A 12,964-nucleotide genomic window follows, 5' to 3' on the forward strand; every position below is an offset into this window, starting at 1 on the left:
ATGATTATGGCTAATGATAACGCAGGAAATAAAATTCAAGTTCGTGATTTGAACTTCTACTACGGTAAATTCCATGCGCTGAAAAATATCTCTTTAGATATTGCCAAAAATAAGGTGACTGCATTTATCGGCCCTTCTGGCTGTGGTAAATCAACCTTACTGCGTACTTTTAACAAAATGTATGAGCTTTATGGCGAACAACGTGCAGAAGGTGAAATTCTGCTAGATGGCAACAATATCCTGACAGATAAGCAAGATATTGCGTTATTACGTGCCAAAGTCGGAATGGTATTCCAAAAACCAACACCGTTCCCGATGTCGATTTATGACAACATCGCCTTTGGTGTACGTTTATTCGAAAAATTGTCTCGCGCTGATATGGATGAACGTGTTCAGTGGGCTTTGACTAAAGCCGCATTATGGAACGAAACCAAAGATAAATTACATCAGAGTGGATATAGTCTGTCTGGTGGTCAACAACAGCGTTTATGTATAGCACGCGGTATCGCTATTCGCCCTGAGGTTTTATTACTTGATGAGCCTTGTTCAGCACTTGACCCTATCTCAACTGGTCGTATTGAAGAACTTATCAGTGAACTTAAATCAGAATATACCGTGGTTATCGTGACACATAACATGCAACAAGCGGCACGTTGTTCTGATCACACTGCATTTATGTATTTAGGCGAGTTAATTGAATTTAGCGATACGGATACGTTATTTACGCGTCCTGCGAAAAAACAAACTGAAGATTACATCACTGGGCGTTACGGCTGATAACGAGGCACTAAATGGATAATTTAAATCACAATAAGCATATTTCTGGTCAATTTAATGCTGAGTTAGAGCATATCCGTACTGAGCTGATGGTTATGGGTGGGCTTGTTGAAGAGCAACTGAAAAAAGCCATTACGGCGATGCATAATCAGGATCAAGCATTAGCAAATGAAGTCATTCAAGGTGACCATAACGTCAATATGATGGAAGTCGCCATTGATGATGCGTGTATGCGAATTATTGCTAAACGCCAGCCAACCGCGAGTGATTTACGTTTAATTATGGCGATATCAAAAACGATCGCTGAACTAGAACGTATTGGTGACGTTGCTGAAAAAATCTGTAAAACCGCACTTGAAAAGTTTTCACACCAACATCAACCACTGCTCGTGAGCTTAGAATCTTTAGGTCAACACGCCATACAAATGCTTCACGATGTTCTTGATGCATTTGCGCGTATGGATTTGGATGAAGCAGTGCGTATCTATCGTGAAGACGCTAAAATTGATAACGAATATGAAGGTATCGTCCGTCAATTGATGACTTATATGATGGAAGATCCTCGCACTATTCCTAGCGTGCTAACAGCACTATTTTGTGCGCGTTCTATTGAACGTATTGGCGACCGTTGTCAGAACATTTGTGAGTTTATTTTCTATTACGTAAAAGGTCATGATTTCCGCCATTTAGGGGGCGACCAAGTAGAAAAAATGCTCACAAAAAATGACGATAGCAACGCTTCTAAATAAATTTCTCTCTCTTTTTCTTCTCTTCAAAACAGCGGCGCTCATGTCGCTGTTTTTTATGCTCTATAAATTAATACCGCTTTCGCTCAACACTTTTTTCCATCTTATTCCTTAAAAGCATATCCATATCAATTTTTATTATTTTATGAACTTAGATCAACTTGATAGCGTGATATCCAACATAACGATGATAATTCTTTTCTTTGGGGTGAATAATGAAATTACGTGTCTTGGCAACCGCATTAATTGCAGGCTCTGTGCTTTTCTCTGGTATTGCAAAAGCAGATAAGCTCGATGATATAAAAAAAGCAGGTGTAGTACGTATCGCGATTTTTGACAGTAATCCTCCATTTGGGTTTATTGATCCTCAAACCAAAAAACTCGCAGGTTATGATGCAGATATCGCCAATGAGATCGCCAAAGATTTAGGTGTAAAACTGGAACTGCGTCCAACAAACCCAGCAAACCGTATCCCACTTTTAAGTTCTAAAAAAGTCGATTTAATCGCAGCTAACTTCACCATTACCGATGAGCGAGCTAAACAAGTTGATTTCTCTGTTCCTTACTTTGCAACCGGACAAAAATTTATTGCACGTAAAGGGGTTTTAACCAACCCAGAACAAATTCACTCACTGCGTATTGGTGCTGATAAAGGTACTGTTCAAGAAATCACATTACGTGAACGCTATCCTGACACCAAAGTTATCTCTTATGACGATACACCACTGGCTTTTGCTGCATTACGTAACGGTAACGTACAAGCCATCACACAAGATGATGCGAAGTTAGTGGGTTTATTAGCAAATCTTCCTGATGCCATTAAAGCCGATTTTGAAGTGTCATCATTTAGCATTACCCGTGAATACCAAGCAGTTGCAGCCGCTAAAGGTGAAGAGCGTTTAATTAACGAAATCAATAACACCCTATTAAGATTGGAAAAAGAGGGTAAAGCCGACGAGATCTACAATCGTTGGTTTGGCCCTGAAACAAAATCAGCTCAACCTCGTGGTGATTTTAAATTTGCCCCACTATCAGAGCAAACACCACAATCTTGATCTTTAAAGCGTAATAACTTTCTTCTTTCATCAAAATAAAGTTATTCCTTTATTAAAACACCTACCCCGCTTTTGCGGGGTTTGGTGTCTACAATAGGCCTATTATATGTTTGAGCAATTTCTTTCACATTACCTTCTTGAGCCACACTATTTAAATTGGCTCTGGAGTGGTTTTCTAATCACCTTGCTTATCTCTTTTTGGACTATTGTCATTGCAACATTAATGAGCTTTGCCCTTAGTGCTGCAAGAGATAGCGCTTTTGCACCATTACGCTGGTTAGCTACTACTTATACTTCTCTATTTCGTAATACTCCGCTGTTAGTGCAGTTATTCTTTTGGTATTTCGCATCAGGAGAAATTCTGCCACAAAGCGCCATGGTATGGTTAAACACTCCTCATGAGATTACATTTTTAGGTATAACGCTTTCTTGGCCTTCTTTTGAGTTTTTGGCGGGTATTGTGGGTCTGACATTTTACTCAACGCCATTTATTGCCGAAGAGCTAAGAGCCGGTATTCAAGGTGTTAGGCAAGGACAAAAGTATGCCTCTTTGGCATTAGGTCTAACTCAGTGGCAATCTATGCGCTATGTGATTTTACCTCAAGCCTTTCGTATTGCTCTTCCCCCTTTATTGGGTCAATACATGAATGTGATAAAAAACTCATCACTGACGATGGCTATTGGTGTTGCGGAGCTTTCTTACGCATCAAGGCAAGTCGAAACAGAATCACTACGCACCTTTGAAGCCTTTGGTGTTGCAACGATCCTCTATATTGCAGCAATCGCATTGATGGAAGCTTGGGGACAATGGCATCAGCAACGTAAATTAGCACAAGGGTATTAATATGGACTTTACTGTTATTGCTGATAACTGGCAGTACTTACTCTTTGGTGCTTATCCTGATGGGCCTTTAGAAGGTGCAGCACTGACCGTTTTTATCAGCATCATTGCAGGTATTGCATCAATTATTTTGGGTACATTAGGTGGCATTGCTTTGGCTATGCTCAGAGGTGTCTGGGTTAACCTTTTTGCAGCTTTCTTAGGTTTTTTCCGCGCAATTCCTGTCATTATGTTGATATTTTGGGTCTATTTTTTATTGCCCGTTGTATTAGGAATGGAAATTCCTGAAATTACCACCGTAATTTGTGCATTGGCTTTAATTACATCGTCTTATATTGCGCATGGCGTTAAAGCTGGTATTTTGGCAATTGGAAAAGGGCAATGGCAAGCAGGGTTATCGTTAGGTTTTAATCGCTGGAAAGTGTTGTGGTATATCGTATTACCACAAGCATTACGCATGATGGTGCCTTCGTTTATTAATCAGTGGATAGCCTTAATTAAAGATACTTCACTAGCTTATGTGGTGGGTGTAGGTGAACTTTCTTTCTTAGCGACCCAAGTTAATAACCGCAGTATGGTTTATCCAATGGAGGTTTTTCTATTCGTTGCTTTTATCTATTTTATTCTCTGTTTTTCATTGGAAATTATTGCCAATAGAGTAGCGAAATTATTTTCCACACAAAAAGAAAAGCGCCCTTTTTGGCAGATGGTGTTGCCGTTTAAACAACAATCATTTGTTAAGAAAGAAGTGGGATAAACAAAAGAGACTCACTTATTGTTTTAATAAAATAAGTGAGTCTCTTTATAATTAATTTATTCATTATCAACTAGACTTATTACCGCTTTAGCATTCGCCATAGTCATAAATAAACGATATTCATTTTGGCTAAATGAAGAAAAACCTAATCCTTGATACATACTTTTTGCAATATCATGTTTTGCATCTACGATAATCATGGGTATTGGAATATTACCTGATGAATTTATTGCCTTTCTTACAGCATCAACTAATAAAATAGACCCTAAACCTTGGCGTTGATACTGCTGACTAATTACTAACCGCCCGATTAATACGCAATAGAGCTCTTTGGGATATTTTTTCCCGATTTCTTGCGGTAATTCATCTAAATCGATAGTACACAATGCTAATGAATAAAATCCTTTAATTTTTGTAGGCTCGATTTCACTTGTTAATACAAAAGTACGTGCTAAATCTTTTTCATGATGTTGATTGGATATTGCTTTCAAGTAGTTATTAAGTGTTTTATCGCCACAATCAAAAGATGTTCTATCATGTATTTTTCTATTCAGAGGACTTATTTTCATCAAGAATTGTTTCCTTATGCTTGCGCGCGGCACGAAGGAAGCGATCATTTATTTCGATTGGTTTTTCCAATGCATTAATAAAATCTAAAGCGTCTTCCTGACAAAGTTTAATACGCATATCTTGCTCGATTAGCCGTTTAGCTTCAGCAATAGCTGCTTGTACAATAAAACTATTTAAACTCGTATAACCTGATAATGATAAAGCCTTTTCTAACAAAATTTTCATTTCGGGACTAATACGTGTTGTGATCCTTTCATTTGATAAAGTAGGCATAATTCCTCCACCTCTTTATTAAAACTTATTTAATAGCTGTTATTTATAAAACTAGTAAAACTTCAAAACAGCTCACTTTTCAAGCAAGATAATATGATCAAATTTTAACAAAGTAAATAAAATGTGCCATTTTGACGTCATACAATTATTAGCACTAAACTACACTTAGTTTATTAAATATCTCCATCTATTTTTAATGCCTTCGCTGTAGCGCTCTACGCAATCGATTACTTTTTTAGGTGCAGTTATTGTTTTATTTGTGTAGGATAAAGCGAAAAACATTTTTTTTGGGATCTTTTGTCTATGAGCATGTCATCACCAAATTCTGGATCACAGGGTTTGCTCCAACGCCTGTTTAAGCTACAAGAACACGGCACAAACGCTCGCACCGAACTGATTGCGGGTATCACGACTTTCTTAACGATGGTTTATATTATCTTCGTTAACCCTCAAATTCTTGCTGCTGCCAATATGGATATCAAAGCCGTCTTCGTGACGACCTGCTTAATTGCGGCTTTCGGCAGTATTTTAATGGGATTAGTGGCAAATTTACCTATTGCCGTTGCACCTGCAATGGGCTTAAACGCATTCTTTGCCTTCGTCGTCGTTGGTGCTATGGGTTACTCATGGGAAGTCGCTATGGGTGCGATTTTTTGGGGTGCCGTAGGGCTATTTTTACTGACTCTCTTTCGTATTCGCTACTGGATAATTGCCCATATTCCACTGAGTTTACGTGTTGGTATTACTAGCGGTATCGGTCTTTTTATCGCCATGATGGGCTTAAAAAACTCCGGTATTATTATTCCTAATAATGACACTATCGTTACTATCGGTAATTTTGCTTCTCATAACGTATTATTAGGTGCATTAGGCTTTTTTATTATCGCTATTCTTGCTGCTCGTAATATTCATGCCGCTATTCTTATCTCAATTGTTATCACCACTGTAATTGGTCTTCTTTTAGGTGATGTTCAATATCAAGGTATCTTCGCTGTTCCTCCTTCTATCACAACCGTTGTTGGTAAAGTTGATATTATGGGCGCCTTAGATATCGGTCTTTCTGGTGTGATCTTTGCTTTTATGTTGGTGAACCTATTTGACTCTTCAGGCACATTAATTGGTGTCACTGATAAAGCAGGTTTAACTGATGACAAAGGCAAGTTTCCACGAATGAAACAAGCGTTATACGTCGATAGCTTGAGTTCTGTTGCAGGCTCTGCAATGGGAACATCTTCTGTAACCGCATTTATCGAAAGTACTTCCGGTGTTTCTGTCGGTGGTCGCACAGGTTTAACTGCCGTTGTTGTGGGTATTCTTTTCTTACTCGCTATCTTCTTATCACCACTAGCAGGTATGGTGCCAAGCTATGCGACAGCAGGCGCACTGATTTATGTGGGTGTATTAATGACATCCAGCCTTACACGCGTGAAATGGGATGATTTAACAGAATCCGTTCCTGCTTTTATCACCGCAGTCATGATGCCATTTAGCTTCTCAATTACCGAAGGTATCGCACTAGGCTTTATTGCTTATTGTGTTATGAAGATAGGGACTTTCCGCTGGAAAGAAATTAATCTATGTGTTGTGATTGTTTCACTGCTATTTATTTTAAAAATATTGCTGATTGATACTCATGTGATTGATTTGAACAATCTTTTCTAAACTGCACTCCAAAGCAATAGTCTACGGGCTATTGCTTTTCCTATTTTTTATCAGGTGACAAGTTTTGCTTTATTTTTAAACATCACTAAAATACTATAAAGGGAACGTTATGGTTATTTATAATGATATTTAATAAATAATTTTCTTAATAGTTATTTTATTTACTAAACATTATATTCATCATAATAACTTTAAGTTTACTAATTATTAGGGGGGAGAAATGAATAAACGTTCACCTCATACAATAGCAAGTAGAACTATTCTAATTGGTGAAATTAAAGATAGTGAAGGTATTAATTTCGAAGTTAGAATAATGAAAGAGCGTGAAACAAGACCTAGAGTCTTAATCCTTAATGATGGCTGGGAAGAAACAGCTATTTGGGATAATGTATATCCTATTCTTGAAATTCAATTAGCACCATCTAAAAATAAAAAAGGATTTAGTGTTGTATCTGAGTCTTTTTCAAATAAAATAAATAATAAATATAAAGTACACTATGAAAAGCTTTTTAATCATAGAAAGCTTAAAAAAATGATTAAGACTTTTAACTCACAGCATAAAAAGGCTCAAATGAATGCCACCCATATTAATTGATCGCCATGATAAACGACTCATTAATCCAGATAACAGCGAGGATTTTGGTGAAATAGATGAATTAGGAATAATTTTAGATAATGATCAAAAAGAATATTTATTATTAAGAGAAAACGTTAGTTCTGAATTAAATCGGTTATATGTTAAAGATATAAAAAATAATATTATTGTTGCTAATTATGTAATGAGTTTTAATTTATCCACACCAATATTATTTTCATCTAATTTACCTCAAATAGAATCTGCTTATGTAGATAATGAATACCGTTCATTAGGTATTTCAGTCGCAATTTATTTAAGAATAATTGAAATTTACGGTGGCGTAATTAGTGATACTCAGCAAACTCTGGGTGGCATGAGTTTATGGGCAATTGGTTTATCAAATTCAGAAAATATTACGCTTTATGTTATGCATTGTCATAATAATACGCTATCACATAAATACTTTTCTGATGGTGAATTGATGTTTTATGAATGCGATAGAAAATCTCTTATAACAAACAGCGCTTATATTTGGAGTAGGCCTTCTTCAATAGATTTCAGTGTTGATCTCGCCTTCATAGAAAAATTAAATATCCCAGAAGGCGATTTTGGCGAAAGAGTCGTTTTACTTGCAATATCCAGCCTAATAGACTCCCCCTAATTAGGCTTTATCTATTGTAGGCAACAACAAACCAAAAATAATAGAGTCAGAAATCTCATCACCGACTATCCAACGCTGTTTTAGATACCCTTCTTGTTCAAAACCTAATTTTGCTAACAACGCAGCTGATGCTTTATTATCAGGGTGGATATCCGCTTCTAAACGACGAACAGATAGATGAGATTGAAGATACGTAATAAATGCCACCATCGCTTCTTTCATAACGCCTTTACCTTGATAAGCTGTATCAAGGCAATACCCAATTTCTCCACGTCGTGAATTAGGGTAATGATTAAAAAAAACACACATGCCCATCAGTGCATTTGTTGCTTTATCTATCACCGCTAAGCGCAGATACTCTTTTCTTTCCATATGCGTGATATCTTGAATAATATCTTCCTGCGCTTCTTGCAGTGACTGCCAAGGAAGATGGCTCCAATAACGCGTCACTTCAGCTGAACTCATGATCTTAAACCAATCTTCAGCATCCCCCATTTCAAAAGGACGCAATCTTAATCTTTCTGTTTCAACTTGAATATCAGCGTAACGCATCTCTACTTTTCCTTATGTGTTTTTGGCGCCACAAAAGCGATACAAACTGGCTCAGTAATGGCATCGGGCTCAGCGCGAAACATTATCTCTTGAGTATCGGCTATTTTTAAACTCGGCCAATACTTTAAGCCTTCATCAAAATGTGCTTTCTCACAGTAATAGCCGACTTCACTGACCAATACGACACCTTTTTCTTCTAATTGTTGAAGTGTGATATGTCGATTATAAATATTAGGAGGCTGCACATTCGCTTCTAACACCCATGGCTGTGAAGATAATGGCCTATCTTTGCCATAAAAAGTTACCCATTCATGCATATATTCACCACCCACATACGCAAGTGGAGTGTGATAATGCTGATGCCAAGCTTGTTCAACATCTTGCACAAAGGTTTTTACACCAATAAATTTTTGACCTGCATTACGCACATTAGCGGCTTGAACGACGGTATAACCAGAAACAACCAACATCCCGAAAACACCTAAACCATACAGTGCACCACGTAACGAACGTTTGGGTGTGACACTAATTGAGCCGACAAAAAGTGCCGTCGCAATCGACATAAAGGGTTGTAGCCATTCGCTAATACGTCCCCCTTCATGAAAACTAAACCAAATAAAAATAATCGTTAATGGGAACAGAAAAATAAAATTGAGTAACTGGCTATCTTTAGAAGCAGACCAACTCACACGTCCACCATAAAAACGTAAAATTCCCCACATTAAAATCACTGGGTAAAAAACAGTGAGTGCAGCACGAGTGGTACGTAAATTAAAACGGCTTTCGATTTGTGAATCGACCCACTTAAAAGCGGCGAAATCGGTTTGCCATAACCAAATAAAATTGGGAATAACAAAAGCAAACCAAATAGCCAACGCAATATAGAAATAAGGAGAACGGTAGCTTGCTCGAACCTTAGGCACAAAAAGGCTTGATAAAAATACGGAACCAATAAAAGCTAATGATGAATATTTCCCCATTGTGGCGATACCCATCGTAATGGCAAAACCAATCCAATATTTTTGATTGTCATTAATAGCACAAAGGAAAAAATAGAACGCCCATGCCCAACAACCAACTAGAATATAGTTATCGTTATAAGGGATAATATCAAAGTTGATAACGCCAGATAAATTAAGCGCCAACATAGCAAACCAAGCTAAGTTAGTATTTTGTGTCAACTTATAGGCTAAGTTCCAAACGCCTAATAGCCCAACAGCAATGACAATAAAGTGGATAAAATACCAATAAAAGCTAAAATCGATACCGCCGTAAATAGCTGGTGTCATTATAAAGCCAACAAACCAAGGATTTTTAGGGGAACCCCACCCTCCGTTAGTGCCCCAATTGACAGCCTCTACGGCATCATAAGGCACTGTAGGGTCAAAAAGATAACTCACTAAGATCCAAATTGCCGCATAACCAATAACCCACCAATATACTGGTTTACGAAATTGCGCAGATGATAATGTCATAATAAATAGAAATTTAAGTTAATTAATTTAGTTTAGTCGTTAAATGATGTCACAACACAGTAAAGTATAGTGAAACGAACCGCACATTGTACGTGAGCAAAAATTAAATTGTCTTAAATTTGCGCTTTTATTGAAAATTTGTTTCTGATAGATTGCGCAACCAAGAAGATCACTATCGAGTTACCATTATGAATATGATTAAAAGAAAGCCCGCAGCTAAAGCACGTAAGAAATCGCGTGAAGAGCTGAACGCGGAAGGACGTGAACGTAAACGTCAAAAGAAACACCGTGGCAATCCTGCCGGTAACCGTCAGCAGGAAGCGGAAAATAAACAGCAAGCTAAAAATACAGCGCCGAAAGATCCACGCATTGGTAGCAAAAAACCGATCCCTCTGATTGTAGGTGATGCACCAAAAGTCGTGAAGAAAAAACCTGCGCCAGTTAAAGCAGAGCCAGTTCGTTTAACGCCTGAGCAAGAATTAGACCTGTTAGAAAACGATGCACGTTTAGATGAATTACTGTCTCGTCTTGAAAACGGTGAAAAACTCAATGCAGAAGAACAGGCCTATACTGAGAAAACCCTTGATCGCATTGACGAATTAATGGTTGAGCTAGGTATTGAGTTTGAAGATGATGACGATGAAGAAAAAACTGAAGACATCATGCAATTACTGAAAGGTAAATAATCAAAAGGCTAATCATTTTCCTTGATTACCTTATATCTAGCGGATATCAATAACCTGTTGATATCCGTTATTTTTTTATAAAATACCCGCTTTTTTATTTTTCATTAATCCTCACCATTAACAATAGATTAATTAACAACCTTAAGCTCAGATAACTCCATCTATTCCTCTCTTGTTATCCCTGATATCCTATTTTTCTATCTTTAATATACGAGTGATAAAAAACATGGATAACAGACAGCAGTACTTAGATATCGCAGCCGGGCAAGGAGAAAAAGTGCCCTCTCGTATAGTGGCTTTCCCTGCACAGCCACTAAACTATGCGCTTATTGAACAACGCCTAGAAGAACAGACAGATTACACTGATGGTGAAATCAATTACCTAAGTGAAAATATTGATGACGGTTTTTTCTATCGTTGTCAGCATGGTGATGACGAATTACATTTTTTTGTCTGCCTTTACCCTCGTGATGAAGATTACGAAATACGCCCAATGTATTCGACTGACGAACTCACGCCGCAACTACTTGCGCATGCAAATGCGACAACACAAGATTTATTATTAGAAACACTTTTTACTGAAACCTTGCATCCTTTGGCAAGTTATCGCCATCAACTGAATTTTCTCAATATCATTGCACCAGAAATGATCTTAGCATTAGATGAATCAGCAGCAGGTAAAGCATTAACGCCTGAGTGGGTCCGCTTTCAATTAGAAACACCCGATCTCTATCCTGAAGTAGAAAGCTTATATGTTATTCATGCTGTCTATGATACAGAAAATGATCCACCAACCATGTTCTGGTTCCATACTCATGGATTAGCACGTTGTGGCTTGACCGAAGTCGATTTAGTTATTCCAAGTATGCTTGAGTCTTACTATGGTATTCCTGATCTCTTCCGTTGCTTTGTTAACAACAGTATTAATCATCGCCAAATCGAATTTGGTGAACCGATGCTTTGTGGCCAAACATCATCAGGCTTAGAGTATCTTGTCGCCTTACCTTTTGAAGAGGGTATTCGCCATGTTAATCAATCAACACCGCTTGAAAGCCTTAGACCTTTAGAGGAAATGCGTTATGACACTGAAGGCGCACCAAATGGCATTTTCTTGGGTGATTTAGCCGATCGTGATGAATATCATCAACATCCTTCTTCCATGCTATTTAGAACCAATGAAGAAAACCCAATTTTAGAAACTTTCTTTAAAGGTTATGAAGAACAACAAGCGATGATGCTACTGCGTAGTAATGAAGAAACCTATGAGATGTCTGAAAAAGCCAAGCGACGCTGGGAATACTTCGTTTCTATGTTTGATAACTATAATCAGCCACCTGTTGAGAAAAAGAGTGGTTTCCTCTCTAAGTTATTAGGAAAAGACAAACCTGAAGAAACCGAAAACCCTTGGCAGTTTATGATCAAGTTCGGTATTCCTTATGGTGATGGGGAAGAAAAAGAGCTAGAGCATATGTGGTTTGTGCCACAGTCTCGTGATGGAGATACCATTTATGCAAAATTACTCAACGTGCCATTTTACGTTGAGGATATGCAAGAAGGTGAAACCTATCCTATCAACAACGCATTAATAACTGATTGGGTCGTTTCATACGAAGATGATAGTTATACCCCTAACAATATTTACCAACTTTTTAGCCACCAGCAAACTCACTAATTAGCGAGTATTTCACCATGACAACGCGAGCTTTTTACTTAAGCTCGCGATCTTCATATTCTTAAAATCTACTTTTATATTGTTACCCGTTAACATCATTAACTGATTGTTATTTTGTTGCTACGTTGACATTTCAACTCTTCACATTTTGTTTTTGTCTAGTAACAGATAAGGCAAACAGCCTATTTTCATCCTAATATCTTTTCTCTGGTTGATTTAAATCAAGTGTAGATAAGCGTAGACTAGGCTAAATTATACCCAATAAGGATAATTATAATTCGCATTAGCATTAAAAATATTTATTATAATTACCCTGACTATTATTGTGTGAATTCTCATACACGTTAATAATTATCAGTATCATTATTTTTTGTATCAATATTCGTGGAAGGACGATTATGTCTCTGATCCCAAATCACAGTTATAAAATCTTGAGCTACTCACCTCAGATTAGCCCTGCATACAGACAGAAACTATTATCTTTAGGTATGTTACCTGGCGCTGTGTTTAACGTTATTCGTATCGCACCACTGGGTGATCCTATTCAAATAGAAACGCACCGAGTGTCCCTAATTTTGAGAAAAAAAGATCTCGCACTCATTAATCTTAGCGAAGTGGTTCATAACGAAAAATAATCGTTATTTCTCATTCAACCAGGCA

15 protein-coding genes are annotated in these 12,964 nt (G+C 37.5%); 11 read left to right on the top strand and 4 right to left on the bottom strand.

What is annotated here, in order from left to right; translation table 11 throughout:
* The 5 genes from pstB to D7029_RS17740 all read left to right on the top strand — a co-directional run bounded on the left by pstB (position 1) and on the right by D7029_RS17740 (position 4,176).
* On the top strand, positions 1 to 777 hold the full coding sequence (gene pstB, locus D7029_RS17720; protein WP_088494316.1) for a phosphate ABC transporter ATP-binding protein PstB: 777 nt from the start codon (positions 1 to 3) through the stop codon (positions 775 to 777).
* A 14-nt stretch (positions 778 to 791) separates the two neighbouring features.
* Positions 792 to 1,526 (top strand): phosphate signaling complex protein PhoU, encoded by a 735-nt coding sequence (gene phoU / locus D7029_RS17725; protein WP_194951403.1) that lies wholly within the window; start codon positions 792 to 794, stop codon positions 1,524 to 1,526.
* Between the two features lie 212 nt (positions 1,527 to 1,738).
* Positions 1,739 to 2,578 (top strand): ABC transporter substrate-binding protein, encoded by an 840-nt coding sequence (locus tag D7029_RS17730; protein ID WP_036933789.1) that lies wholly within the window; start codon positions 1,739 to 1,741, stop codon positions 2,576 to 2,578.
* 106 nt (positions 2,579 to 2,684) lie between these two features.
* Positions 2,685 to 3,422 carry an amino acid ABC transporter permease gene (locus D7029_RS17735; RefSeq protein WP_088494314.1) on the top strand — a complete coding sequence of 246 codons (738 nt, stop codon included), beginning with the start codon at positions 2,685 to 2,687 and terminating at the stop codon, positions 3,420 to 3,422.
* A 1-nt stretch (position 3,423) separates the two neighbouring features.
* Positions 3,424 to 4,176: an amino acid ABC transporter permease gene (locus tag D7029_RS17740; RefSeq protein WP_194951404.1), complete on the top strand. Its 753-nt coding sequence runs from the start codon at positions 3,424 to 3,426 to the stop codon at positions 4,174 to 4,176.
* A 56-nt stretch (positions 4,177 to 4,232) separates the two neighbouring features.
* Here D7029_RS17740 and D7029_RS17745 read toward each other — a convergent pair whose 3' ends face one another.
* Positions 4,233 to 4,745, bottom strand: coding sequence for a GNAT family N-acetyltransferase (locus D7029_RS17745; RefSeq protein WP_194951405.1), 513 nt, complete (start codon positions 4,743 to 4,745; stop codon positions 4,233 to 4,235).
* On the bottom strand, positions 4,723 to 5,019 hold the full coding sequence (locus tag D7029_RS17750; RefSeq protein ID WP_109408979.1) for a DUF1778 domain-containing protein: 297 nt from the start codon (positions 5,017 to 5,019) through the stop codon (positions 4,723 to 4,725). Before D7029_RS17750 ends, D7029_RS17745 begins: the two co-directional genes overlap by 23 nt.
* Before the next feature lie 303 nt (positions 5,020 to 5,322).
* On the opposite strand from D7029_RS17750, the gene D7029_RS17755 reads away from it, so the two are divergent.
* The 3 genes from D7029_RS17755 (at position 5,323) to D7029_RS17765 (ending at position 7,919) form a co-directional block, all read left to right on the top strand.
* The gene (locus D7029_RS17755) at positions 5,323 to 6,681 is read left to right on the top strand and encodes an NCS2 family permease (RefSeq protein ID WP_194951406.1); all 1,359 of its coding nucleotides are present in this window, start codon (positions 5,323 to 5,325) and stop codon (positions 6,679 to 6,681) included.
* 220 nt (positions 6,682 to 6,901) lie between these two features.
* Complete coding sequence (locus D7029_RS17760; RefSeq protein WP_194951407.1) at positions 6,902 to 7,276, top strand: hypothetical protein; 375 nt, start codon at positions 6,902 to 6,904, stop codon at positions 7,274 to 7,276.
* Positions 7,257 to 7,919 (top strand): hypothetical protein, encoded by a 663-nt coding sequence (locus tag D7029_RS17765; RefSeq protein ID WP_194951408.1) that lies wholly within the window; start codon positions 7,257 to 7,259, stop codon positions 7,917 to 7,919. Before D7029_RS17760 ends, D7029_RS17765 begins: the two co-directional genes overlap by 20 nt.
* Here D7029_RS17765 and D7029_RS17770 read toward each other — a convergent pair whose 3' ends face one another.
* Both D7029_RS17770 and D7029_RS17775 read right to left on the bottom strand, forming a co-directional pair.
* Complete coding sequence (locus D7029_RS17770; RefSeq protein WP_194951409.1) at positions 7,920 to 8,471, bottom strand: GNAT family N-acetyltransferase; 552 nt, start codon at positions 8,469 to 8,471, stop codon at positions 7,920 to 7,922.
* A gap of 2 nt (positions 8,472 to 8,473) precedes the next feature.
* Positions 8,474 to 9,946, bottom strand: a complete 1,473-nt coding sequence (locus tag D7029_RS17775) for a glycosyltransferase family 39 protein (protein ID WP_194951410.1) — start codon at positions 9,944 to 9,946, stop codon at positions 8,474 to 8,476.
* 188 nt (positions 9,947 to 10,134) lie between these two features.
* Here D7029_RS17775 and yihI point away from each other — a divergent pair, with 188 nt between their 5' ends.
* The 3 genes from yihI (at position 10,135) to feoA (ending at position 12,939) form a co-directional block, all read left to right on the top strand.
* Complete coding sequence (gene yihI / locus D7029_RS17780; protein WP_088494309.1) at positions 10,135 to 10,632, top strand: Der GTPase-activating protein YihI; 498 nt, start codon at positions 10,135 to 10,137, stop codon at positions 10,630 to 10,632.
* 226 nt (positions 10,633 to 10,858) lie between these two features.
* Complete coding sequence (locus tag D7029_RS17785) at positions 10,859 to 12,304, top strand: DUF4026 domain-containing protein (protein ID WP_194951411.1); 1,446 nt, start codon at positions 10,859 to 10,861, stop codon at positions 12,302 to 12,304.
* 398 nt (positions 12,305 to 12,702) lie between these two features.
* Entirely contained in the window at positions 12,703 to 12,939 is a 237-nt protein-coding gene (gene feoA, locus D7029_RS17790) for a ferrous iron transporter A (RefSeq protein WP_036914344.1), read from the top strand.
* Positions 12,940 to 12,964 lie beyond the last annotated feature (25 nt).

Source organism: Proteus vulgaris (assembly GCF_016647575.1).
Taxonomy (GTDB): domain Bacteria; phylum Pseudomonadota; class Gammaproteobacteria; order Enterobacterales; family Enterobacteriaceae; genus Proteus; species Proteus mirabilis_B.

Excerpts from the sequence above, each read along its gene's own strand:
- D7029_RS17735 (WP_088494314.1), top strand. The coding sequence starts at position 2,685 with ATGTTTGAGCAATTTCTTTCACATTACCTTCTTGAGCCACACTATTTA.
- D7029_RS17740 (WP_194951404.1), top strand. The coding sequence starts at position 3,424 with ATGGACTTTACTGTTATTGCTGATAACTGGCAGTACTTACTCTTTGGT.
- D7029_RS17765 (WP_194951408.1), top strand. The coding sequence starts at position 7,257 with ATGCCACCCATATTAATTGATCGCCATGATAAACGACTCATTAATCCA.
- D7029_RS17785 (WP_194951411.1), top strand. The coding sequence starts at position 10,859 with ATGGATAACAGACAGCAGTACTTAGATATCGCAGCCGGGCAAGGAGAA.
- D7029_RS17745 (WP_194951405.1), bottom strand. The coding sequence starts at position 4,745 with ATGAAAATAAGTCCTCTGAATAGAAAAATACATGATAGAACATCTTTT.
- phoU (WP_194951403.1), top strand. The coding sequence starts at position 792 with ATGGATAATTTAAATCACAATAAGCATATTTCTGGTCAATTTAATGCT.
- D7029_RS17755 (WP_194951406.1), top strand. The coding sequence starts at position 5,323 with ATGAGCATGTCATCACCAAATTCTGGATCACAGGGTTTGCTCCAACGC.
- feoA (WP_036914344.1), top strand. The coding sequence starts at position 12,703 with ATGTCTCTGATCCCAAATCACAGTTATAAAATCTTGAGCTACTCACCT.
- D7029_RS17770 (WP_194951409.1), bottom strand. The coding sequence starts at position 8,471 with ATGCGTTACGCTGATATTCAAGTTGAAACAGAAAGATTAAGATTGCGT.
- D7029_RS17750 (WP_109408979.1), bottom strand. The coding sequence starts at position 5,019 with ATGCCTACTTTATCAAATGAAAGGATCACAACACGTATTAGTCCCGAA.
- pstB (WP_088494316.1), top strand. The coding sequence starts at position 1 with ATGATTATGGCTAATGATAACGCAGGAAATAAAATTCAAGTTCGTGAT.
- yihI (WP_088494309.1), top strand. The coding sequence starts at position 10,135 with ATGAATATGATTAAAAGAAAGCCCGCAGCTAAAGCACGTAAGAAATCG.
- D7029_RS17730 (WP_036933789.1), top strand. The coding sequence starts at position 1,739 with ATGAAATTACGTGTCTTGGCAACCGCATTAATTGCAGGCTCTGTGCTT.
- D7029_RS17775 (WP_194951410.1), bottom strand. The coding sequence starts at position 9,946 with ATGACATTATCATCTGCGCAATTTCGTAAACCAGTATATTGGTGGGTT.
- D7029_RS17760 (WP_194951407.1), top strand. The coding sequence starts at position 6,902 with ATGAATAAACGTTCACCTCATACAATAGCAAGTAGAACTATTCTAATT.